This window comes from Longimicrobium terrae (genome assembly GCF_014202995.1).
Lineage (GTDB): Bacteria > Gemmatimonadota > Gemmatimonadetes > Longimicrobiales > Longimicrobiaceae > Longimicrobium > Longimicrobium terrae.
Window position 1 is genome coordinate 214,449 of record NZ_JACHIA010000006.1, and the last position, 20,765, is coordinate 235,213.

23 protein-coding genes are annotated in these 20,765 nt (G+C 69.9%); 9 read left to right on the forward strand and 14 right to left on the reverse strand.

The window, feature by feature from the left end; all coding sequences use genetic code 11:
• Positions 1-172: 172 nt before the first annotated feature.
• Positions 173-1,336, reverse strand: coding sequence for a homospermidine biosynthesis protein (locus tag HNQ61_RS12625; RefSeq protein WP_170033405.1), 1,164 nt, complete (start codon positions 1,334-1,336; stop codon positions 173-175).
• Positions 1,337-1,444: 108 nt separating this feature from the next.
• On the opposite strand from HNQ61_RS12625, the gene HNQ61_RS12630 reads away from it, so the two are divergent.
• A complete protein-coding gene (locus HNQ61_RS12630) occupies positions 1,445-1,807 on the forward strand; it encodes a four helix bundle protein (protein WP_170033407.1) in 363 nt (120 codons plus the stop codon).
• A gap of 52 nt (positions 1,808-1,859) precedes the next feature.
• Here HNQ61_RS12630 and HNQ61_RS12635 read toward each other — a convergent pair whose 3' ends face one another.
• Positions 1,860-2,741 (reverse strand): LOG family protein, encoded by an 882-nt coding sequence (locus HNQ61_RS12635; protein ID WP_170033410.1) that lies wholly within the window; start codon positions 2,739-2,741, stop codon positions 1,860-1,862.
• 141 nt (positions 2,742-2,882) lie between these two features.
• On the opposite strand from HNQ61_RS12635, the gene HNQ61_RS12640 reads away from it, so the two are divergent.
• The 5 genes from HNQ61_RS12640 (at position 2,883) to HNQ61_RS12660 (ending at position 6,757) form a co-directional block, all read left to right on the forward strand.
• Entirely contained in the window at positions 2,883-3,992 is a 1,110-nt protein-coding gene (locus tag HNQ61_RS12640) for a hypothetical protein (protein WP_184430735.1), read from the forward strand.
• A gap of 16 nt (positions 3,993-4,008) precedes the next feature.
• Positions 4,009-4,422, forward strand: a complete 414-nt coding sequence (locus HNQ61_RS12645) for a DUF6941 family protein (protein WP_170033414.1) — start codon at positions 4,009-4,011, stop codon at positions 4,420-4,422.
• Between the two features lie 325 nt (positions 4,423-4,747).
• Positions 4,748-5,146 carry a secondary thiamine-phosphate synthase enzyme YjbQ gene (locus tag HNQ61_RS12650; protein WP_170033416.1) on the forward strand — a complete coding sequence of 133 codons (399 nt, stop codon included), beginning with the start codon at positions 4,748-4,750 and terminating at the stop codon, positions 5,144-5,146.
• The gene (locus tag HNQ61_RS12655) at positions 5,143-6,087 is read left to right on the forward strand and encodes a MaoC/PaaZ C-terminal domain-containing protein (protein ID WP_183685659.1); all 945 of its coding nucleotides are present in this window, start codon (positions 5,143-5,145) and stop codon (positions 6,085-6,087) included. The genes HNQ61_RS12650 and HNQ61_RS12655 overlap by 4 nt, the downstream gene beginning before the upstream one ends.
• 109 nt (positions 6,088-6,196) lie before the next feature.
• Positions 6,197-6,757 (forward strand): flagellar biosynthesis protein FlhF, encoded by a 561-nt coding sequence (locus tag HNQ61_RS12660; RefSeq protein ID WP_170033418.1) that lies wholly within the window; start codon positions 6,197-6,199, stop codon positions 6,755-6,757.
• Between the two features lie 361 nt (positions 6,758-7,118).
• On the opposite strand, the gene pdxH is transcribed toward HNQ61_RS12660, so the two are convergent.
• Both pdxH and HNQ61_RS12670 read right to left on the reverse strand, forming a co-directional pair.
• Positions 7,119-7,730, reverse strand: a complete 612-nt coding sequence (gene pdxH / locus HNQ61_RS12665; protein WP_205761335.1) for a pyridoxamine 5'-phosphate oxidase — start codon at positions 7,728-7,730, stop codon at positions 7,119-7,121.
• 8 nt (positions 7,731-7,738) lie between these two features.
• Complete coding sequence (locus HNQ61_RS12670; protein ID WP_183685657.1) at positions 7,739-8,353, reverse strand: DUF2911 domain-containing protein; 615 nt, start codon at positions 8,351-8,353, stop codon at positions 7,739-7,741.
• Positions 8,354-8,800: 447 nt separating this feature from the next.
• Between HNQ61_RS12670 and HNQ61_RS12675 the strand changes: the two genes are divergently transcribed.
• The 3 genes from HNQ61_RS12675 (at position 8,801) to HNQ61_RS12685 (ending at position 11,599) form a co-directional block, all read left to right on the forward strand.
• Positions 8,801-9,076 carry a CPXCG motif-containing cysteine-rich protein gene (locus tag HNQ61_RS12675; RefSeq protein WP_221239685.1) on the forward strand — a complete coding sequence of 92 codons (276 nt, stop codon included), beginning with the start codon at positions 8,801-8,803 and terminating at the stop codon, positions 9,074-9,076.
• A gap of 622 nt (positions 9,077-9,698) precedes the next feature.
• Positions 9,699-10,211, forward strand: a complete 513-nt coding sequence (gene sixA, locus HNQ61_RS12680) for a phosphohistidine phosphatase SixA (RefSeq protein WP_170033424.1) — start codon at positions 9,699-9,701, stop codon at positions 10,209-10,211.
• Complete coding sequence (locus HNQ61_RS12685) at positions 10,208-11,599, forward strand: CHAD domain-containing protein (protein ID WP_170033426.1); 1,392 nt, start codon at positions 10,208-10,210, stop codon at positions 11,597-11,599. The genes sixA and HNQ61_RS12685 overlap by 4 nt, the downstream gene beginning before the upstream one ends.
• A gap of 532 nt (positions 11,600-12,131) precedes the next feature.
• Here HNQ61_RS12685 and HNQ61_RS12690 read toward each other — a convergent pair.
• From HNQ61_RS12690 to HNQ61_RS12735, 10 genes are all read right to left on the reverse strand, one after another.
• On the reverse strand, positions 12,132-12,935 hold the full coding sequence (locus HNQ61_RS12690; protein ID WP_170033428.1) for an SDR family NAD(P)-dependent oxidoreductase: 804 nt from the start codon (positions 12,933-12,935) through the stop codon (positions 12,132-12,134).
• Between the two features lie 33 nt (positions 12,936-12,968).
• A complete protein-coding gene (locus HNQ61_RS12695) occupies positions 12,969-14,327 on the reverse strand; it encodes a DUF2254 family protein (RefSeq protein WP_170033430.1) in 1,359 nt (452 codons plus the stop codon).
• Positions 14,328-14,474: 147 nt separating this feature from the next.
• Positions 14,475-14,918, reverse strand: coding sequence for a hypothetical protein (locus HNQ61_RS12700; RefSeq protein WP_205761337.1), 444 nt, complete (start codon positions 14,916-14,918; stop codon positions 14,475-14,477).
• Positions 14,915-15,070 (reverse strand): hypothetical protein, encoded by a 156-nt coding sequence (locus HNQ61_RS12705; protein ID WP_170033432.1) that lies wholly within the window; start codon positions 15,068-15,070, stop codon positions 14,915-14,917. Before HNQ61_RS12705 ends, HNQ61_RS12700 begins: the two co-directional genes overlap by 4 nt.
• 259 nt (positions 15,071-15,329) lie before the next feature.
• Complete coding sequence (locus HNQ61_RS12710; RefSeq protein WP_170033434.1) at positions 15,330-16,772, reverse strand: S1C family serine protease; 1,443 nt, start codon at positions 16,770-16,772, stop codon at positions 15,330-15,332.
• A 160-nt stretch (positions 16,773-16,932) separates the two neighbouring features.
• On the reverse strand, positions 16,933-17,496 hold the full coding sequence (locus tag HNQ61_RS12715) for a hypothetical protein (protein ID WP_170033436.1): 564 nt from the start codon (positions 17,494-17,496) through the stop codon (positions 16,933-16,935).
• Between the two features lie 208 nt (positions 17,497-17,704).
• On the reverse strand, positions 17,705-18,355 hold the full coding sequence (locus tag HNQ61_RS12720; protein WP_170033438.1) for a hypothetical protein: 651 nt from the start codon (positions 18,353-18,355) through the stop codon (positions 17,705-17,707).
• 109 nt (positions 18,356-18,464) lie between these two features.
• Complete coding sequence (locus HNQ61_RS12725; RefSeq protein WP_170033440.1) at positions 18,465-19,133, reverse strand: hypothetical protein; 669 nt, start codon at positions 19,131-19,133, stop codon at positions 18,465-18,467.
• 276 nt (positions 19,134-19,409) lie between these two features.
• Positions 19,410-19,979 (reverse strand): hypothetical protein, encoded by a 570-nt coding sequence (locus HNQ61_RS12730; protein ID WP_170033442.1) that lies wholly within the window; start codon positions 19,977-19,979, stop codon positions 19,410-19,412.
• A gap of 272 nt (positions 19,980-20,251) precedes the next feature.
• The gene (locus tag HNQ61_RS12735) at positions 20,252-20,674 is read right to left on the reverse strand and encodes a MarR family winged helix-turn-helix transcriptional regulator (protein ID WP_170035904.1); all 423 of its coding nucleotides are present in this window, start codon (positions 20,672-20,674) and stop codon (positions 20,252-20,254) included.
• Positions 20,675-20,765: the final 91 nt, after the last annotated feature.

Here is a 20,765-nt window from a genome sequence, read left to right on the forward strand (position 1 = left end):
GCGAACGGGGGGAGCAGAGAAGGATCGCCGCCGGAAGCGGCCCATCGAAGGGGAACAACGGTTTGGAATCTCTCCCAAACCGCCAGCTCCGTCAATCGCCATCCGCCGTGAAAGCGGAACCCCTGATCCGCCGCGGCGGACCAGGGGTTCCGTGCATCGCGCGGGGCGCGGATCAGCGATCGCGGTCCAGCATGCCGCCTTCGTGCACGGCGTGCTCGCGGGCGGTGTCCTGCGAGGCCTCGTTGCGCTCGCTCTTGTCGTATTCCGCGCGGATGCGGTCCATCATCGCCTCGCGCCGGTCGTACAGGCGCTTGGGGGTGCGCGGGGCGTGGTTGTCCATGGCGTACGCCGTCAGGATCGGCAGGGCGACGGTGCTGTCCAGGTAGCAGACCACCGCGTCCGGCAGCCGGTCCGGATCGATCTTGCCCCAGCTGACGGCCTCCGCCGGGGTGGCGCCGCTCAGGCCGCCGGTGTCCGGCCGGGCGTCGGTGATCTGCAGAAAGTAGTCGTGCCCGCGCTCGTCGATCCCCATCACCTCCTGAATCTGCGGCTCCGTCTGCAGCGCGAAGTTCTTGGGGCTGCCGCCGCCCAGGATCCAGATGGCGCTCTTGCCGCCGCTACGCTTGGCCTCGAGGACGATGGCCGCGGTCTCGTTGACATCGGCGTTGACGTCGAACATCAGCTTGTTTCCCTGCAGCGCCTTGGCGGCCACGTTCATTCCGATGGACGAGTCGCCGGGGGACGAGGTGTAGATGGGCACCGCGTGCTCGTACGCCGCGGCCAGCAGCGACTTGCGGCCGATGCCCAGCTCCGCCTCGCGCGCCGCCACGTACTTGCCGCACAGGTAGTGGAACTCCGCCGTGGACATCGGCTTCTGGAACTCCTCCGCGGCGATGATCTTTCGAAAGAACGCGTCCGTGTCCAGCAGCACCGAGTAGTCGAAGAAGATGTCGTAGATGCGGACGACTTCCTCTTCGCGCAGGATGGTGTCGGAGATCTGCGCGTTCCCCTGCCGCAGGTCCAGCCCGATGCCGAAGTGCGTGTCGTGGTACAGGTTGGCGCCGGTGCTGATGATCCAGTCCACGAACCCGGCTTCGATGAGCGGAATGACGGAGCTCATCCCCAGGCCGGCGGGGGTGAGCGCGCCGGTCATGGTAAGGCCGACGGTGACATCGTCATCCAGCATCTTGCGGGTGAGCAGGTGGCAGCCTTCCCGCAGCCGCGCGGCGTTGTACGCCTGAAAGGTCCCGTCCACCAGGTCGGTGACGGTCAGCCCGGGCTTGATCGGCCGCGGATCGATCCGCTTGCCACTGAGGAATTTGCTCTTCTGAGACATAGGAAGGGAAGTGCGTGAGTGCGGGGTGCGTTAGTGCGTGAGTGCGACCGGCCGCCACTGTGGCGCGGTCAGCCGATCACCGTTCATCCTGCAACCGGAAGACTGCCAATGCCTGTGCGCTCTTTCGAGGACCTCGTCGTGTGGCGGCGGTCCCGCGAGCTGTGCGTCATGGTGTACCGCTCCACGACGGCGGGGCCGTTCGCCCGCGACTTCGGACTGCGCGACCAGATCCGCCGCGCATCGGTTTCGGTGATGTCCAACATCGCCGAAGGATTCGGACGCTACAGCCGTGCCGAGATGCGCAACTTTATCGCGATCGCCCGGGGCTCCGTCTTTGAGGTGCAGAGCCAGGTGTACCTGGCGTCCGACCTGGGCTACCTCACCGCCGCCGACGCGGAATCGCTCCACGCGCACTGCCGCGAGATCGCCCGCATGCTCGCCGCCCTCCGCGCATCCCTCGGCAGCCCGTAGCCCGAATCCCTCGCACTCACGCACTCACGCACCCAGCACTCACGCACTTCCCCTACTGTGCGTCGTGCTTCTCCGGGTCCGCCGCGGTGTTCGCGGGGGAAGCGGGAGGCGGTCCGGCGCCATCCGTCTTCGCTTCGGCAATGGGCGCGGGTCCGCGGCGCGGCTTGGCGGCGCGGTGGTCGGGACGGCCGGCGGCGGAGCAGTTGGACAGGTAGCACTTTTCGATGGCCGCAACCGCCTCTTCCGGCGAATCCGTCACCATCAGCAGGTCCACGTCGTCCGGCGAAATCTTGCCCTCGGTCAGCAGCGTGTCGCGGATCCAGTCCACCAGCCCCGCCCAGTACGCCCGGCCTACGAGGATGACCGGGAAGTCGCGCACCTTGCCGGTCTGGATGAGCGTGAGCGCCTCGAACAGCTCATCCATCGTCCCGAATCCGCCGGGAAAGATGATGAACGCTTCCGCGTACTTCACGAACATCGTCTTGCGGACGAAGAAGTACCGGAAGTTGATGGCGACGTCCACGTAGGGGTTGATCCCCTGCTCGAACGGAAGCTCGATGTTGCAGCCGATGGAGAGCGCGCCGGCCTCGCGCGCGCCCTGGTTGGCCGCCTGCATGACGCCCGGCCCGCCGCCCGTGATGATGGCGAACCCCTGTTCGCCCAGCAGCCGCGCCGTGTGACGCGCGGCGGCGTATTCCGGATGGTCCGGCGGCGTGCGCGCGGAGCCGAAGATGGTGACGGCCGGGCCGATGCGCGCCAGGTTGTCGAAGCCTTCCACGAACTCGCCCATGATGCGGAACACGCGCCACGGGTCGGAGCGCGTAAAGTCGTCCGTGCTGGGCGATTCGGTGGGCGACTGCAGCAGCCGCTCGTCTTCGGTGCTGGTGCGCGTGCGCTGCGCGACGTTCAGCGTGGGGTTGTCCTGCTCCGGCATCGGTTCCCTCAACCCGGGTGGCGCGCGCGGGCGGCCCCGGCGCGGGTGCACAACATAGGGATGCGCGCCGCCACGCAAAAGCGGGACTCGCGCACGGCCCGGCCGCGCCCCATGTTCTCCCCCCCGCCGCGACGCGCGGGAATGCGGACCCGGAACGGACGGATGATGATGGGGATGATGCGGGTGAGGGCGGCGCTGCGGCGCGCGCTGCGGGTTTCGGCGGTGGCGCTGGCCGCCGCGGCGTGCCGCGACCGCGCCGTGGAACAGGCGCAGGCACCGCCGGCGGACGACCTGGGCACGGTGCCGCGCGAGGTGGAACTGCGGCTGTACGTGGCCACCGACTGGGCGTGGAACGAGGACGACACGCTGCGCGTCACCGTGGTGAACGGAACGCTGCAGCCGCTTTCCGGCGCCACGCTCGCCCTGTCCATCGGCGCCGGGGTGCAGCTGCGCGACTCCGCCGCCGAGGCCGCCGAAGCGTTTGCCGCCAGCCGCGGCTTTCAGCCCGCCGCGCGCGCCGCCACGGGCGACACGACGGTCCGATTCACCGTGGGGACGCTGGCGCCGGGGCAGAGCGCGGAGTTTGCGCAGGCCGTCCGCACGCCGCCGGCCCCGCGCGGCCGCCCCGCCTCCGCCGCGGACTCGGTGAGCCGCTTCGCCATCGGAGCGCGGCTGGTGGGGGCGGATGGCAGAGAGATCATCGCCCGGGCCGACACTATCCGCATCCGCGCCGGCTCCGCCGTGGTGAGCGGCGGATGCGGAGGGATTCGCGACGTGGCCGTCTCCCGCTACGGCATCGGCCCGGTGCGGCTGGGGATGAAGCCCGCGGACGTGCGCACCCTCTGCCCGGAAGCGCGCGACACCTCGTGGCGCGGCGCGGAGGGGATGACGGAGCGCGGGCTGGCCGTGGCGCTGGCCGGCAACCCGGTGACGCTCGTCCTGGCGGGCGGAGTCATCGACCGGATCGTGGTGGACACGGCGGGGCTTCGCACGGGCGCGGGGGTGCAGGTGGGCGCCACCCTGGCGGACCTGCGGGCGCGCTACGGCCAGCTGTGCGCGGGCGTGGGCGAAGGCAAGGTCGCCGTGTGGACGCCCTCCGCGCCGGGCATCAGCTTCGGGCTGGACACGGCCGCGACGTCGCAGTGGCGGGCCGCGCGGCTCCCCGCCGACTCGCTTCCCGAGCAGGCACGCGTAATATCCATGTGGGTGCGAAAGGGGCTGGACACCTGTCCGGCGCCCGAAGCCCGCTGAACCAGAGAGTATTTTCGTGAAGATTCCGATGGCGATCCTGGCGGACGAAGCCAACGTCTCGCAGGAAGGCAAGCTGAACGTGCTGGGGATCTTTGACCGGATCGCCGCGGCGGCGTTCCCGGTTGTGCATCCCAAGCTGATTTTTGCGTTCCGCGTGCAGGCCGACGCGGCGGATGGAGGGCGTACGTTCCCCGTCGGAATCACCATGGAGGCGCCGGACGGCACGGTGATCTTTGAGGCGAACGGCGAGATCGGCGCGCCCGTCGTGCCCGCGGGCGAGTTCACGACGTTCAACCAGCTGTTCAACCTGGTGGGAATCCAGTTTCCCGCGCCGGGCGTGTACCGGTTCATCGTGCGCATCGAGAACGAGGTGCGCGAGGCGCCGCTGATCGTGGAAGCCACGCCCACCGGCGACCCGTCCCTGAACTGAGGCGCGGGGCAGAGTTCTACACCGTTTCACGCGGGGGACGCGGGGGGAGCGGAGGAACGCGGGGGAACTGCGAAAAAGCAGCTACAGAGTTGAAAAGAACGGACAGGATTGGAGGATTTCCGTCATTCCCCGATCTCTTGCTGCTAACTCTGGTGACTCTGCGTGATGCCCTTCCCTTTCGTTTCCCCGCGTTCCCCCGCCACCCCCCGCGTCCTCCGCGTGAAACGGTGTAGAACTGCGGTGTTGCGCCCGGCCGCGGCGGACGGGCATCTTTCCAGAGTTGCTCCGCGCCCGCGAACGTCGGGAAACGAAAGAACCGGCCGCCATGCAAGAAATCCGCGTCCGCACCCACCGCCGCGGCGACCTGGTGGAAATCACTGAGCCGCTGCGCGCCCTTATCGCCCGCTCCGGCGTGGACGAGGGCGTGGCGGTGCTGCAGAGCCTGCACACCACGGCCGGCCTCACCATCAACGAGAACGCCGACCCCGACGTGGTGCACGACGTTCTCGCCAAGCTGGACCGGCTGATTCCCAAAGACGAGCCGTTCTACCGGCACGCCGAGGGCAACAGCGACAGCCACCTCAAGACCAGCTTCTTCGGCCCCTCGCTTTCCGTCATCGTCAGCGGCGGAAGGCCGGTGCTGGGGACGTGGCAGGGCGTGTACCTGGCCGAGTTCGACGGCCCGCGCGACCGCCGCGTCGCCGTGCAGCTGCTGCGCGCATGAACGCCGAACGCGGTCCGGACGGCAAGGCGCCCTCGCCCCTGCGCTCCATGGTGCGCATGATGGCGCGCGGCATTCAGGCGCGCGGGACCGCGGCCTCGCCGGACTTTGCCACGCCGCGCCGCAAGGTGGCGCTGGAACGCTCGAATATCGCCATCGACCCGCGCCGCGTGCAGGCGTATGCCCGGGCCACCGCGGGCGACGGGATTGAGGCGTTCGGCAGCGCGCGCCCGGCGGCGCCCCCCTTCTTTGCCGCCACGTGGGAGACGGCGCTGTCTCTGGAGATGTTCGCGGGGCTGGAGCGGCCGCTTCCGCTGGGCGCCTTTGTGCACGTGTCCACAGACCTGGTGTGCGCGCGGCCCCTGCTGGCGGGAGACGTGGTGAAGTGCCGCGTGGAACTGGAGCGCGTGGAGCGGGTGCGGCGCGGGCTGCGATTGACGGTGCTCGCCCGCAACTGGCTGGGCGCGGGGCAGTTGTGCTCGCAGTCCACCTCCGTGTTCCAAGTGCGCAGCGACGCGCACGGCCTTCCCGCCGAGGCGCCGCGCCCTGCCCCGCCGGTGCCGGACGTGCCGGAATCGGGATGGGTGGAACTGGTGCGCTGGGATCTGCCGGGCGGCGCGGGGCGGCGGTACGCGCGTGTCTCGGGCGATTACAATCCCATCCACCTGTGGGGCGTCACGGCGCGGCCGTTCGGGTTCCGCGCGCCCATCCTGCACGGGTACGCCACGGCGGCGCGGGCGGCGCACACGCTCATCGAGCACTGCCTGCACGGCGACGCGGCGGCGCTGCGGCGGATGCACATCCACTTTCGCGCGCCGCTTCCCTTGCCGTCATGCGTCTGCTTTCTGGTGAACGACCAGGGGCCGCGCCGCTGGTTTCGCGTGGCCGGACCCGGCGAGGGGCCCGTCTACGCCGAGGGAAGCTGCGGCGTGGCGGACGAGTAGCCGCCGGGGCCTTTCCGGATCCCGGAGAAGAAGCGATCCTTGCAGGACATACTGGCGGCCGCGTCCGCGGCCGTTCATCATCGCGCAACAGGCAGATCGGCAGCTACGGATGGCGTACCGGGAATTCACGGACGACGATGGCGTCTTCTGGCAGGTGTGGGAGACGCGGCCGGGCGATACGGCCAACGTCCGCGCGCCCTTTGCCGGCGGATGGCTGACGTTTGAAAGCACCGGGGGACGGCTGCGCCTGCGGCCCATTCCTCATGGGTGGGAGGATGCGCCGGACCAGGAAATGGCCAACTGGCTGCGGCAGGCCGCGCACTCGGGCAAGGTTACGCCCCGCGACAGTCCTTCGCCCAGCGAAACGCGCGCGTCCGACGCCGCCAACGCGAGCCATGCAGCCAACCTGACCTCGCTGGCCGCATCCTCCGCCGCGGATCGCGGGGAAACCATCGTGCGCCCCGCGGTTCCCGAGGAGGCGCGCACGGAATCCGCCGCGGCACGCACGCGTTCCGCGCCGGCGGAGGGCACGGGCGGGAACAGCGCGGCGGCCGACGTGATCGCGGCGCTCCCGGAGTCCGAGGCGGCGCTGCTGGCCCGCACCCGCGCCGCCGTGGCCCGCGCCCGCGAAGTCATCCGCACCATCGGCACGACGGTGCTGGGCGAGTAACACCACGGTTTGCGGACGATGAGAAGCGGCCCCGCGCGGATGCGCGGGGCCGCTTCTTGTTGTCATGCGGGGCGGGCGGACGCGAGCGAGGGTGGCGCCACGCGTGAGGGATTCGCGCCCGGAGGGCCGAGAACCCGGTTCGCGCGTGCCTCGACTTCGCTCGACGAGATCAACCGTGGCGCGAACCGGGGGCTCGGCGCCGTTGGCAACAGCTGTATCGTTGCCTACGGCGCGCGAAGCCCGACCCCGCGCAGCGGGGACACGCCCGGAACAGAAGTGCGTGAGTGCTGGGTGCGTGAGTGCTGGGTGCGTCAGTGCGTGAGTGCGCGCCCTTTACTCCCGAACCCTGCCGGCGAACCGCTCACGGATACAGGTTCTGCACGCGCCATACGTCCGGCTGCGACGCGTCTTTTTCGAACCGCTCGCGCTCGTGCAGGCGGCTGGCGCGGCCCTGCCAGAACTCAATGCGCTCCGGAACCACCCGGAACCCCGACCAGTGCGGCGGACGCGGGATGTCGCCTTCCGCGAAGCGCGCTTCGTAGTCGTGCACGCGCTGCATCAGTTCGTCGTACGAGGCCAGCGGGCGGCTCTGGCTGCTGGCCCACGCACCGATGCGGCTGCCCCGCGCGCGCGAGTTGTAGTACTCGTCCGCCTCGTCCGCGGTGACGGACTCCACCGCGCCCTCGATGCGCACCTGCAGCTCCAGCGGCTGCCAGAACAGGCAGAGCGCCGCGTGCGGGTTGGCCGCCAGTTCCCGCCCCTTGCGGCTTTCCAGGTTGGTGTAGAAGACGAAGCCGCGCTCGTCGAATCCCTTGAGCAGCACCATGCGGTTGGACGGACGGCCCCGCTCGTCCGCCGTCGCCAGCGACATGGCGGTCGGCTCCTTCACCTGTGCCGCCACCACGCGCTCCATCCACTCGCCGAAGCGGCGGAACGGCTCCGCGTGGGGCGCGGTGCGATATGCGGTTTCCATGCGGTCCGTCACGCGGCAGGCTGGACGGGGGCCACCAGGCGCGTGTTCTCCCATTCCATCACCAGGTTGAGCCCGGTTCCGGACGGCTGCAGCTGGATGGTGAACTGCTCCACCGGCGCCGCCGTGCGCTCCATGCGCAGGGGGATGCGGGCCAGGTCCTGCTCCTGCTTGTACTCGGTGCCCCACTGCCCCGTCTGGCGGTTGACGATCAGCTGCCAGTCGCGCTCGCCCGGAAGGGTGTACAGCGTGTAGGTGCCGGCCGGGATGCGCGTTCCGCTGATGCTGATGTCGCGGGCGGTCACCAGCGTGGTGGCCGCGTTGGCCCCCGTGCGCCACACCTGCCCGTACGGAACCAGCCCGCCCATGATGGCGCGGCCGCGCATGAACGGACGGCCGTAGTCCACCATCACCATGTGTCCGGCGAGCGAGGCGCGCGCTGTGTCGCGCGGGCTGGCCACGGCGCGCGGGGCGCCGGCCGGGGCGGCCGCGGGCGTCGCGGCGGGGGCGGTGGCCGGAGCGGCGGCCGGGGTCTGTTCGGGCGCGGGCTGCTGCTGGCCGCAGGCGCCCAGCGTGGCGGCGAGGGCCAGCGTGGCGAACACGGGGGAAAGGCGGAATGCGGTCATCAACACCTCCAGCGGGGTGGATCGGGATCGTGCTTCGGAGGTCCGGGCGATGGGCGGCGCGGAGCCGTACATCAACCCGGACCCACGGATTGTACCCACCGTGGTGCCGCCCCGGCAAGCGCGGCGGGCTTGGCGAGCGGGTTATGTTGATGGGGATTGGACCGTCCGTGGGCGCGCCGGGGCGACGGAAGTCGCGGCAACAACGGCGCGAAGTCCGCTTGCGCGGAGTGGGACCGACGCATGGGCGCGGTCTGCGGAGCCACGCGGCCGCGGAGCCGAAGTCGTGCGTTCCGGCAAACATCGGAGCGTCCGCCCGTCCAGGAGCGAATGAATCCGCCGCTGGAACAACACGAAGTCCGCCTGCGCGGACTGCGGCGGCGGGTTCGGTCTGGGTCGCGCAGCTTGGCGCGTGCGGACGATGTGTTTCTCTGACCTTTGATCCGATCGATGATCTTCATTCAGATTCCGCCCGACGAGGACGATCCCGAGCTGGACGCGGACTTTCCCCTCGGCGACGGCACGGCGGACATGGACGCGGCGGTCACCTGTCCCTACTGCGGCGAGGAGATGGAGATCGCGCTGGATCCGGGGAGCGGGCCGCGCCAGGAGTACGTGGAAGACTGCCAGGTCTGCTGCCGCCCGTGGACCGTCCACGTCGCCTACGGCCCGGACGGCGCCGCCGACGTCACTCTCGACGCCGCCGACGACGCCTGGGACGACTGATCGCGATCGGCAGCACTGCCCCACCGCCATGTCGTCGCGCCGCACGCCACCATCGTGCGGACACCGACCCTTCGTCGTACGCGTCATCGTGTCGAGGTGACGCGGATCGCAGCCCCGCCGCGGATAAACACTTCTCCGGCATACCCCATCCCGAACGACACGCCCCCCGGCGTCATCCTGAGGCGGCGCCGGCCGCTCCTTCCGCCCCGCCGCACGTTGGCGCCGACGAAGGATCTGCTTTCCCCGGGCGCGGCTGGCGGGTCGCGCGGATGCCGGCCGTCTGCCGATACGCGGTTGAAGCCCCGAACGTGGACGCGACAGCGGCCATGTGTCGGGGCTTACCGCTGTTGGAGCGGCGGATTCATTCGCTCAAGACAATCGCGCCCGCGCTGATTCTCGCGATGTCTGCCGGACTTTCTGCCCTGCCCCAACCCTCCCCCAGTCTTTTTTGGGGGAGGTTGGGCCGGTGGTGCCGGCCCGGGTGGGGGCCACCGTGATGCACACCATCCACACCGAAAGTCCACCGCCGCGCGTTCGGGACGAATCCTGCAATACCGTGTAACGATCAGGCCGGCGCGCGTAACAGGAGCCGGGTGGTGGGGATGACGAGGAGGAGCACGGAATGAAGCTGCTGGTGATTCGGCATGGCGTGGCGGGCACGCGCGACGAGTGGGCGGGAACGGGCAGGCCCGACACGCAGCGCCCGCTGACGGACGACGGGCGAAAGAAGATGAAGCGCGCCGCGCGCGGCCTTGCGGCCGTGGTGCCGCGCATCGACGTGCTGGCCTCGTCGCCGCTGGTGCGCGCGTCGCAGACGGCGGAAATCGTGGCGGCGGAATACAGCGATCTGCGCATCGACACGCTCGCCGAACTGTCGCCGGAGCGGCGGCCGGATGAACTGCTGGGCTGGCTGCGCTCGCAGAAGCCCGGCACCACCGTCGCCGTGGTGGGCCATGAGCCGCACCTGGGCTTTCTGGCCGGATGGCTGCTGACGGGGCGCAACGACTCGTTCGTGGAATTCCGCAAGGGCGGCGCGGTCCTGCTGGACTTTGACGATCCGCCGGCGGGTGGCAACGCGGTGCTCTCGTGGGCGCTTACGCCGCGCATGCTCCGCACGCTGGGCGAGGCGGAATGAAGGGCGCGGCCGCGCTGCTGGACCTGTCCGCGCCCCGCGCCGCGCGCTGGCTGGCCCTGCACTTTCTGGAGGAGGCGGATGCCGCGCGCGTCCGCCTGGACGACCCCGCCGATGCCGAGGCGCTGCACGACTTCCGCGTCGCCATCCGCCGGCTGCGCAGCACCCTGCGTGCATACGCCGACCACGTGGACGAGTCCATCGGCGGGCGCGACCGGCGCCGCCTGCGCAAGCTGGCCCACGCCACCGGCGACAGCCGCGACGGCGAAGTCCTCATCGAATGGGTGGAGTCGCGCCGCGAAGGCATTGGCGAGGACGGGACGGCGGGCGCGGAGTGGCTGGACAGGCGCCTGCGGAAGCGGCAGGCCAGGCTCGGCACCGCGCTGCGCGAAGAGGTGGCGCACGATTTTTCGCGCGAGCGGCGGCGGCTTCAGGATCGCCTGGAGCACTACACCAGCCACGTCTCGCTCGATGACCCGCGCGAACTTCCGCGGATGAGCCTGGTGCTGGCCGATCTGGTGGAACTGCACGCGGCGCAGCTTCGCGAGCGGCTGGGCGAGGTGCGCGGCGTGGAGATGCAGGAGGTGGCGCACGAAGGCCGCATCGCCGCCAAGCGCCTGCGCTACCTGGTGGAGCCGTTTTCCGGCGAGATGCCCGGTGCCTCCGCGCTGGTCAAGCGGATCAAGGCGCTGCAGGAGGTGCTGGGCCAGATGCACGACGCCCACGTGGCCGCCGGGGTTATCGCCGACGCGCTGGGCGATCTGGATGATGATGACGACGAGGCGCGGCCGGGCCTTGAAGCGCTGGCCGGCGTGGCGGACGCCGAGGTGCACGCCCGCTACGCCGAGGTGGAATCGGAGTGGCTGGGCGAGAACGCGCAGCCGTTCTTTACCGAGGTGGCAGCGCTGGTGGCGCGCCTTCGCGCGGGCGGCGACGACCGCGAGATCGAGCGCAAGTACCTGCTGCACACCATGCCCGTGCTTCCGGAAGGCGCCATCAAGACCGACATCGCGCAGGGCTACGTTCCCGGCGAGCGGCTGAACGAGCGCGTCCGCCGCGTCCGGCGCGACCGCAAGTCGCGGTTCTACCGGACGATCAAGATGGGGTCGGGGATCAGCCGGATGGAACTGGAGGAAGAGACGACGGAACTCATCTTCCGCCGCCTGTGGTCCCTGACGCGCGGCCGGCGGGTGCAGAAGATCCGCTACCGGGTGCAGCAGGGCGACTTCACGTGGGAGATCGACCAGTTCCGCGACCGCGAGCTGTATCTGGCGGAGATCGAGCTTCCGTCGGAGGACACGGAGGTCGTTCTCCCCGACTGGCTGCGCGACTGCGTGGATCGCGACGTCACCGGCGAGCCGGAGTACGTGAACATCAACCTGGCCCGCTGACCGTCATCCGCCGAGCGCCGCGCCGGACAGAGGTGTTGAGAAACCCCCGTCTGTTCTGGCTCAGATTCGGCCCAACGGCCGGCTGACGCCGCAAGGCGTCATTCTGAGGAGGCGCCGGCCACGTTTTTCACCGCGCCGAATCCTGGCGCCGACGAAGGATCTGCTTTCCCCGCGAGAACGGGCGTGCGTTACGCGACGTTGGCTCGGCGGCGAGTAGATCCTTCGATCGCACAGAGTTCGGCGCGGCGGAGAAGGCGGCGCACGCTTCCCTGAGAATGACATGCGCTTGCGCCGGGAACAGTCGCCTGTGCCCTCCTGAGCGAGCGGCGACGCGGACGCTTCGGCCACACCGTTGACTGCACCGAGAGTTCTCAACACGCTCCTCAGAATGGTATTCGGGGGATGAGCAGAGGGCGCAGAGCAGCCGGGCTCCGACGTATTGCCCCCACACTCCCCCGCGTACCTCCGCGTACCCCCGCGACCTCCGCGTGAGGGCAGTTGACCGCGCATGCCGCCAGACGAGAGCCCGCGGTCAAGCGTCCTGCTGCGCCAGCCTGGCCACGCGCGCCGCGAGCCGCCGCGGAATGAAGCGGGTGCCGAACGCCATCACCCGGTTCACGGCGCCGGTGATGACGAGCGGCTTTCCCGCGCGCATCGCCGCGTAGCCCGCCCGGGCCACGTCGCCGGCCGTCATCACCTGCGCGCCGCGGAACAGGCGCGAGTTCTCCATCCCCGCCGCCACCTGGAACTCGGTGCGGGTGGCGCCCGGGCACAGCGCCGTCACCGACACGCCCGTGCCCTCCATCTCCACCGACAGCGCCTCGGAAAAGCTGAGCACGTACGCCTTGCTGGCGTAGTACACGGCCATCAGCGGCCCCGGCTGGAACGCCGCGGTGGAGGCGACGTTCATCACGTATCCGCGCCGCCGCTCCACCATCCCGGGCAGAAACAGCTTGGTGAGATGCGTGAGCGCCACGATGTTCACCTGCAGCATCTCCAACTCGCGCGGAAGCGCCGTGGGCTCCCCTTCTCCGACATCCACGAACGTCCCCGCCAGGCCGAAGCCGGCGTTGTTCACCAGCGCGTCCACGGGCACGCCGATCTGCCGCACGGCGTTCAGCAGCGCGGGCGGTGCCGCGGGATTGGCGAGGTCCGCCGGAACGACATGGTGCCGCACGCCGTATCGGGCGGAAAGCGATTCGCCCACGCGCTCCAGCCCCTCGCGGCTGCGCGCGACCAGGATGACGTCCCACCCGTCGCGGGCAAAGCACTCCGCCAGCTCCGCCCCGATGCCGCCCGACGCGCCGGTGACCAGCGCGGTTCCCCTGTCCGTCATCGTGCTCCCACGCTGTTCAGGCAATATGAACCATCATCCATCCGCGGCCGCACCCGCCGTCACGCGGGCCAGCAGGTCGCGCGCGGCGTAGAGCACGTCGCGGTAGCGGTCCTCGATGTCGGCGCGGTCGCGGGGTTCCGCGGCGCCGTCCATTCCGGCGCGGTGAACCATTTCCGCGTGGCGCACCAGCGCGTCGACCTCGTCCGGATCGCCGCGCGTGCAGCGGAGCACCGCATGAATCGTTTCCAGCATGCGCAGCACCACCGCCGGAGACCGCGCCCCGAACTGGCGGATCTGGTTGAACGCCGCGTCAACAAGGCCGACGAAGCGGATGGGGCAGCGCTGCACCACGCGCACCTCGCCATCCGCCCCGCGAACAAAGGAGTACGGCGTCCGCCCCCGCGCCGCGCGACAGAGCGCGGCCCCCAGCCAGTCCAGCGAGCCCATGGCGGTAAAGGGATCGTTGATGGCCGGCGATAGCGCGCGCACCGCGACTTCCACCAGCTGGTCCACCGCGAATTCCACGTCCTGCTCCGCCGTGCGCTGCGAGCCGATGACAAAGCAGGCGCGCAGGGCCCGCCTCCCCTCGTCGTCCAGCGACTCCGGCGGCCAGGCCCGCACCAGCGGCCCGCCCTCGATCACGAAGCTTCCCGGACGCATTTCCGCCACCAGCAGCGTTCCCGTCCGCTCGGCGAACCGCAGCAGCCCCCGGTCGTCCACCGCCTGCACGTAGCCGTCGGCGGGGCTGGGCACCGCGTCCGCCCGCTCGTCAAAGCCATCCGGCAGCGTGGCGTCCAGCGAGGGCTCGGACCCGTCGGGAATGGCGAACTCCCGCTCCACCTCGCGCGCCAGTTCGCGCCCCACCGAGGCCACCACGTTGGGCGCCTGAATGCTGACCGCCACGTGGTGGATGAAGTAGATGAGCACGCCCAGGCTGGCCAGTCCCAGCACCAGCCCTCCGGTAACCGCCAGCGCCGGAACAAAGCGAGTCACCTCCTCATCGCCGCGGACGGTGCGCAGCACGAGCAGGCAGTAGGTGAAGGTGGCGATGAACGTTCCCAGGACGAACTGGTTGCCCCGGTCGCGCATGAAGCCGCTCAGCAGCCGCGGGCCCAGCTGGCTGCTGGCCAGCGTGAGCGCGGCGATGGTGATGGAAAACGTCACCCCGGCCGTGCCCATCACCGAACCCGCCACCATCGCCAGCAGCGAGCGCGCGCCCTCCGGCCCGCCGCTGAACACCCAGCCCAGCGCCGCCGTCTGCCGCGCGGAAAGCATGTGGTCCGCCTGCACCAGCCCCAGCGCCAGCGCGGCCGCGCCCACCGCCATCAGCGAAGGGATGAACCAGTAGGTGGCTCGCAGCGATTCCCACAGGTGCGCCAGCCTGAGTCTCACGTCCGCTCCGGGTCAGGGTTTCTGCCCACCCTGCGCAAGCCCGGGTCCGTGGATGAGAATCGCCGGCGCGGCGGGGTCCCGGACGCGACGGTGCCCGGAACCGCCAGCGGTCCCGGGCACCACGAAAAGCACGAATGCGGCGGGATGTCAGACGGCGGGGTCGCAGGCCATGCGCTCGGCCTCGGGGCGGCCGGCGGTTTCGGTGACGATGGCCGGGCAGCGCATGCACGCCGACTTGCCTTCCTGCTTCCACCACCGGCAGTCCGGACGCACCTGGCACGCGGGCAGCGCCCTGCTCGCGATGGGCGTCATCTGTACGAGCTTGGTCACCAGGCGGCAGTCGCTGCCGTCAAAGTGCGAGCACCCGCTTCCCGCGCAGGGCGCGGCGAACCGGAACACCTCCGCGGGATTCACGGGGCCGGCCAGGGCCAGCACCTCGTCGGTCACGGGCACGCGACCGTTCAGGTATCCCACCCGCCGCTCCTCCGGCGTGCCGCCCACCACCCCGAACACGAACGCCCCGTCCAGCCGGGCGGGCGCGCTGGGGCACAGCGGCGGCGAGGCATGCCGGTCCACCACGGCCGTGCTCACGGCTCGAAGGTCGGCGCCGGCGGGTACATGCCGCAGGTGGTGCCCGGGTCGATGGAGCCCAGCAGCGACTGCTGCTGAACGGCCAGCGCCTGCGCCTGCGCGGCCGCTTCGCCCAGGCCTTCGATGGGGACGATCGTGGGATTTGCCTGCATCGTCTGACTCCGGAACGGGGGGATGGAGAAGGCGCGCGGTCCCGCCGCGGGGTGCGGCGCGGATCGCGGTCCCACGCACACTATATCCGCCGCTTTCCAAGGTCAAGCATTTTCTTTTCGATGCATCCCCTTGCGGTCACTGCTGATATGCGTGTTGTCACGCGCGTGTTGTACGCTCCATTTCGCGACATCAACAGAAAAGAAGCGGGGCGCACATCCACTGTGCGCCCCGTCATCGTATTCCGCCCGGGAAGGACAATCAGCCGCCGAGCATGAACTGCGTGCCGGCGATGCGGCCCTCGCGCTCCACGTACATCACCACGGCGCGCCCGCTCAGCTGCTGCAGCAGGGCCGCCGCTTCCTCGGCGCTGGCCACGCGCTCGCGGTTGATCTGCAGGATCAGGTCGCCCTCGCGCAGCCCCAGCTGCCGCGCCGCGTCCGACAGGCCCACGATGAGCGCGCCCTGCTCGCTCTGCAGCCCGCGCTCGCCGCGGATGGCGGGGGTGAGCGTCACCAGCTGAAAATCGCGCAGCGCCTGAATGCGCGCCGCGTTGGCCGAGGGCAGGTCGCCCGGGCGGATGGTGAGGGTGCGCTCGCGCCCGTTTTCCGCCACGCGGATCGCCAGCGGCTCGCCGTACGCCGCGTTCAGCTGCCCCGCCTGCCAGTCCAGCGTGGTGCGGATGCGCTTGGCGCCTACCGTGGCGACCGTCATCCCCGCGCGCAGGCCGCCGCGCTCCGCGGGGGAGCCGGGAACCACGCTGGCGATGCGCACGCCGGCCAGCCGCCGCGGACCTTCGGCGCGCACGGGCTCCACCTCGGCGCCGATCCACGCGCGGCGCGCCTTGCCATCATCCGCCAGGTCCAGCGCAATCCGCCGCGCCCGGTTGATGGGGATGGCGAAGCCCAGCCCCTCGCTGCCGCCGCTGCTGCTGAGGATGGACGAATTGACGCCCACCACCTCGCCCAGCGCGTTCACCAGCGCGCCGCCAGAGTTGCCGGGGTTGATGGAGGCGTCGGTCTGGATCAGGTCCAGCGACAGGCTGCGCTGCCCGCTGCCGCCCACGATGTTGCGGCCGATGGCGCTCACCACGCCGGCGCTCACCGAGGGCTCCGGGTTGCTGAGCAGGAATCCGAACGGGTTGCCGATGGCGATCACCCATTCACCGATCATCAATCCGTCGCTGTTGCCCAGCGGCGCCACGGGAAGGTCCGCGCCCCCGCGGATGCGGATGAGCGCCAGGTCGTTCACCTCGTCCGATCCCACCACCTCGGCGTCGAACTCGCGGCCGTCGGGGAGGGTGACCACGACCTCGGTGGCCGCGCGCACCACGTGCTCGTTGGTGATCACCAGCCCCTCGCGGCTGATGATGAAGCCGGAGCCCAGCCCCGCCTCCTGCCGCTCGGCGCCCGGGGGAAGCATCATCTCCTCCCACACGGTTCGCGGCACCACGCGCTCGCGGCGCACCACGTTCACGCTCACCACGGCGGGCGAAACGCGCTCCGCCGCGGCCACGATGGCGGTGCGGCGCGAGTCCTGGACGGCGCTCGCCAGCCGCCCGGTTTCCGGCGCGAGGACGGCGGGGGTCTGGCGCAGAACGGCGAGTTCGCTGGCGCGCGGGCTTTCGCGCGCGTCCGCGCCGCCGCCGCACGCGGCCAGGGCCGCGGACGCCAGCAGCGCGCAGAAGGGAATCGTGCGATGCATGCGGTCGCTGAGTGTCGATGCAGGAAAGAGCGGACGGCGGATTCAGGCGCCTGCGTACCCGGAGCCGCCCCGCGGGTTGCGTTCAGCCTTGGATGCGGCACGGCGCGCCAGGGTTGGCGGGCCGGACGCGCGACGTGGATGATTCACCGATGATGGGCACCTACTCGGCCAATCCGGCCCAGCGGTTCATTGCTGTCGACACATCACCCATCTGTTGCCCGACAACGCCGAGCAAGCCTCCCGTCCAGGATCCAAAAGCCGGTTCCCCATCGGGCGTCCTGAGCTTCTCCGGGAGTGTGCGGATGAGGTAGACGGGATTCTCCCCCGCTTCATAGGCCTTTCCGATACTCGTAAACTCTGGACCGCTGAGAGTGAAAACCTCAGTGCCATGGCGGGAGAGAACCACATTGTCGAACGCCGCCCCGCGCTTCTGCAGCGTCGCGGCGGTAATGAACAAACCACGCATGAGGTCGACCGGGGCCACGTCCGTGGCTTTCTGAAGATCAATGACGAGAACTCCCGGTACGACGCGGTACTCGCGATGCACGGAGAATTTGAAGCCCGCGTTTCTGGGATCTGTATTGAGTGCTTCCGCCGCAGGCCGTCCGATCGTGAGATAGTCGATCCCGAACACGATCAGCACCACCAGAACTACGCCGAGCACGAGTGCAACGACGGGGTTCGGACGCCGTTGCGGGGCATGATGAAGGCGTGCGTCTTCCATTGTGATACTCCTATTGAATGTGCAGCGGGGAGAGTTGCTGTCCCGAGGACGGTGAATCGCGGGTTGGACCAAGATCCGGATCACCAACGTTCATGGTGGGGCGCGAGCCTACCGCCTGCAAGCCTGCAGATCCCGAGTGGACGCCGCCGCAGAGAGCCGATTCCCCGTTGGTCTTTGAACGGCGGCCGCGCCGGACGGCGCTGAACCGCTACTCCTCGCCCGGGCCGGGGCCGAAGCTGATGCCGAAGGCCATGGTTCCCAGAAAGTTGTGCTTGCCGAACCGCATTCGCCAACCCCCCGCGGTGCGGCGAAGCGAGGCGACCTCCAGCATGGGAAGCAGGTCGGAGCCAAAGCCGCTGCGGAACACCACGTGGGCGGTGTCGTCCTCCTCCAGCGTGGCTCCCGCCACCACGCGCCGGACCGCGGGAATGTCCGCCGCCTCCGGCGACGAGCGCGCGTCTTCATCCAGCATCTGCCGCAGCATCCAGCGCGGATCGGCGGCCTGAAGCCACCGGCCCAGCAGCTGCGCCGTGCTCAGCGCCTGCAGCTCCTCCGCGCTGTCCACCCCCGCAAAGGTGCGGGACAGGGCCGAGGCCGCGCGGGCCGGTCCGGCGCGGCGGACGTAGTACTCGGCCACGGCGCGGGGCAGTTCGGGATCGTGCCGCATCCAGTCATCCGCCGTCTTGGGGATGAGCTCCGGCACACGCGTGGCGGCTTCCGCGTCGGGGCGCAGCCGCTCCAGGTCCTCCGCGTCCACGTACGCCGCCACCTCGTCGTAGCGCTCCGCCGCCACCAGATCGAACACGGTCCGCACCACGTCCTGGGGCGAGAGCATGGCGGCGGGGGCGCTGCTGTCCATCGTCATCTCCGGATCGCGGTTGTGAGTGAGGCGAGATGGGTGTCGCGGATGATGGAAATCGCGCGGGGCGGATCATCGCTGCCGGTCATCGGCCCGCTGGGCGCGAAGGCTACTGGTCCGCGTCGGCCGGGCTGAAGCTGACGCTCCACGACGCGGCCCCCAGAAAGTCGTACGGATGAAACCGCATCCGCCACCCCTCGGACGTGCGGCGGAGCGATGCGGCATGCAGCGTTTCGTCCGGTGGAAGCGTGGCGAACGCCGTCCGGTAGACCACGTGCGCGGTGTCCTCGTCTTCCAGCGCGGCACCAATGACAGCGCGACGGCCCTGCAGCGCGTTCAGTGTCTCCGGAACGGGATCTCCGGGCCTTTCCTCCACGCGCGGGATCATGAGCCGCGGATTGCGCGCTTCCAGCCACCGGCCGAGCAACTGCGCCGTATCGAGCGCCTGCAGGTCGGCGGCGGTGTGCACGCGGGCAAAGGTCGTCGACAGCACCGAAACCTCGTGCCGGGACGAGTTCCTGTCCCTTTCCGCGTAGTACTCGGCGATTTCGCGCGGCAGGCCGGGCTCCCCCGCCATGTACTCTTCCGTCGTCCACGGCTGGGGCGGAGGTGCGTTCGCCGCGGCTTCGGCGTCGCGGTGCAATCCTTTCAGGTCATCCGCGTCCACGTACGCCGCCACTTCGTCAAAGCGTCCCGCCTCCAGCAGGGCAAACACCGTCCGCACCACGTCCTCGGGCGAGGGGCTTTCCATCGCGTCAACGCTGCTGTTGATGTTCATCGATCGGTTGATGGAACGGTGGCTGTCCGCGGACGAGAACGCGCGCCGCACGAGTTACCTCGTTTTCCGCCGCTGGTGGACAGATGGGGTGCACGATCCAGGCATCCGCGCCGGGGCGCCTCGTCAAACAGAGCGTGGTGGACGGCAGGATAATACGAAGAGCGTGCCAGAGAAAGCCGCTTGCGACCGGCTTGGTGAAGTCCGTGGTTCTGGCGGATGCGCGACGCCCGCGCCCGCCGGGTGGCGGACGCGGGGCGTCGTGATCTGGTTCGCCGATCAGTCGCCGATGACGGGCGACAGCACGACCGGCGTATCGAACGCGCCGTTGGTGATGGTGATGTTCGGCTCGTTGTCATCTTCCAGCGACGAGCAGTAGCCCGTGCCCGAGAACGTGCCCTTCACGCGCGATGCCGACAGCGTGCTCACGCTGATGGTGCCGCTCGTCATGTCGCACATGTAGTTGCGCGTCGCGCCGCCCACCGTCTTTTCCAGGATGAACGACACGCTCGCGCAGGCCGTGTCGCACTCCTCCGTGACCGGCGTGTCGCCGACCGCGGCGTTCGGCAGGCTGACGATGGCGACGCTCTCGGCCGAGCCGGACACCTCGCTGCCCATCATGACCGCGCCGCCGTCCTGGCGCACCGCGGCCGCCCACGTCTCGTTGTCGGCGTCCTCCGAAATGGCGCCCACCGCGGCGAAGTTGCCGCTGAGCGGCGAGTTGTCGCTCGCGTAGCTGAACGAGAGCGAGCCCGACGGATAGGTGGTGGTTTCGGTCGGCGAGCCGTCACCGCAGGCGGCGGTGAGGGCCAGGGCCAGGACGAACGCGGGGCGAAGGATATTCTTCATGGCGGCAACGTTGATGGATGTGTGTGTCCGGGTGCGCGCAGATTCGCGGCTCCGCTGACGCCATCAACTTGCCCCGATGCGGAATTCCGGGCTTCCGTCACCTGACCCATTCGTCCGCGATCCCCGCCCGAAAGGGATTCGGAGGAAAGGAATTGGAGCGAGGCCCGGTCCGGCAGCACTGGCCGGTGAATGGGCCTCCCACAGAAAACCGCCGCGGGGAAGTAGCGCCCAACGGGGGATGACGTCTGGCGCGGGCAGGAAGTACAGGGCCCTCACCGGAGCGCCTCCGCAAGCCGGAACAGCATCGCAGCCACATCCCGCGGATCCAGAGGCGCCGACGCATCCCGCAGGCGCGCTTCCACATCGGCCACGATCCCCGAAGCCGCTTTCAGCGCATCGCGGCCACTCGCCGTCAGTTCGGTCTGTTGAACGCGCCCGTGTTCAGGATGCGGGGTGCGCGAGACCAGGCCTGCACGCTCCAGCGCCACCAGAATGGCCTGCATCGTCTGCGGCGTCACAAAGGCGCGGCGCGCGAGTGCGGCGTTGGACGCGCCCGGTTCCACCTCCAGAAAGGTGAGCACCGCGTACTGTGGCGTGGTCAGACCAATCTGCTGCAGCGCGGCGTCCATGTGGGTGCGCAGCGCCTGCTGAGCCAGTTTCAGCGCAAACCCGATCGTGGCGAACGGATCGTCCATCATGCGGCTACCCCGTGGCTTGACGTGTCAGTGCCCTGATATTATCATCAGTACACTGATATCAACGTCGCATGCCGCGAAAGGACACGCA

Bases quoted from the DNA above. Each gene is read 5' to 3' on its own strand.
- HNQ61_RS12625 (WP_170033405.1), bottom strand. From the start codon at position 1,336: ATGTCTCAGAAGAGCAAATTCCTCAGTGGCAAGCGGATCGATCCGCGG.
- HNQ61_RS12630 (WP_170033407.1), top strand. From the start codon at position 1,445: ATGCCTGTGCGCTCTTTCGAGGACCTCGTCGTGTGGCGGCGGTCCCGC.
- HNQ61_RS12635 (WP_170033410.1), bottom strand. From the start codon at position 2,741: ATGCCGGAGCAGGACAACCCCACGCTGAACGTCGCGCAGCGCACGCGC.
- HNQ61_RS12640 (WP_184430735.1), top strand. From the start codon at position 2,883: ATGCGGACCCGGAACGGACGGATGATGATGGGGATGATGCGGGTGAGG.
- HNQ61_RS12650 (WP_170033416.1), top strand. From the start codon at position 4,748: ATGCAAGAAATCCGCGTCCGCACCCACCGCCGCGGCGACCTGGTGGAA.
- HNQ61_RS12655 (WP_183685659.1), top strand. From the start codon at position 5,143: ATGAACGCCGAACGCGGTCCGGACGGCAAGGCGCCCTCGCCCCTGCGC.
- HNQ61_RS12660 (WP_170033418.1), top strand. From the start codon at position 6,197: ATGGCGTACCGGGAATTCACGGACGACGATGGCGTCTTCTGGCAGGTG.
- pdxH (WP_205761335.1), bottom strand. From the start codon at position 7,730: ATGGAAACCGCATATCGCACCGCGCCCCACGCGGAGCCGTTCCGCCGC.
- HNQ61_RS12670 (WP_183685657.1), bottom strand. From the start codon at position 8,353: ATGACCGCATTCCGCCTTTCCCCCGTGTTCGCCACGCTGGCCCTCGCC.
- HNQ61_RS12675 (WP_221239685.1), top strand. From the start codon at position 8,801: ATGATCTTCATTCAGATTCCGCCCGACGAGGACGATCCCGAGCTGGAC.
- sixA (WP_170033424.1), top strand. From the start codon at position 9,699: ATGAAGCTGCTGGTGATTCGGCATGGCGTGGCGGGCACGCGCGACGAG.
- HNQ61_RS12685 (WP_170033426.1), top strand. From the start codon at position 10,208: ATGAAGGGCGCGGCCGCGCTGCTGGACCTGTCCGCGCCCCGCGCCGCG.
- HNQ61_RS12690 (WP_170033428.1), bottom strand. From the start codon at position 12,935: ATGACGGACAGGGGAACCGCGCTGGTCACCGGCGCGTCGGGCGGCATC.
- HNQ61_RS12705 (WP_170033432.1), bottom strand. From the start codon at position 15,070: ATGCAGGCAAATCCCACGATCGTCCCCATCGAAGGCCTGGGCGAAGCG.
- HNQ61_RS12710 (WP_170033434.1), bottom strand. From the start codon at position 16,772: ATGCATCGCACGATTCCCTTCTGCGCGCTGCTGGCGTCCGCGGCCCTG.
- HNQ61_RS12715 (WP_170033436.1), bottom strand. From the start codon at position 17,496: ATGGAAGACGCACGCCTTCATCATGCCCCGCAACGGCGTCCGAACCCC.
- HNQ61_RS12720 (WP_170033438.1), bottom strand. From the start codon at position 18,355: ATGGACAGCAGCGCCCCCGCCGCCATGCTCTCGCCCCAGGACGTGGTG.
- HNQ61_RS12725 (WP_170033440.1), bottom strand. From the start codon at position 19,133: ATGAACATCAACAGCAGCGTTGACGCGATGGAAAGCCCCTCGCCCGAG.
- HNQ61_RS12730 (WP_170033442.1), bottom strand. From the start codon at position 19,979: ATGAAGAATATCCTTCGCCCCGCGTTCGTCCTGGCCCTGGCCCTCACC.
- HNQ61_RS12735 (WP_170035904.1), bottom strand. From the start codon at position 20,674: ATGGACGATCCGTTCGCCACGATCGGGTTTGCGCTGAAACTGGCTCAG.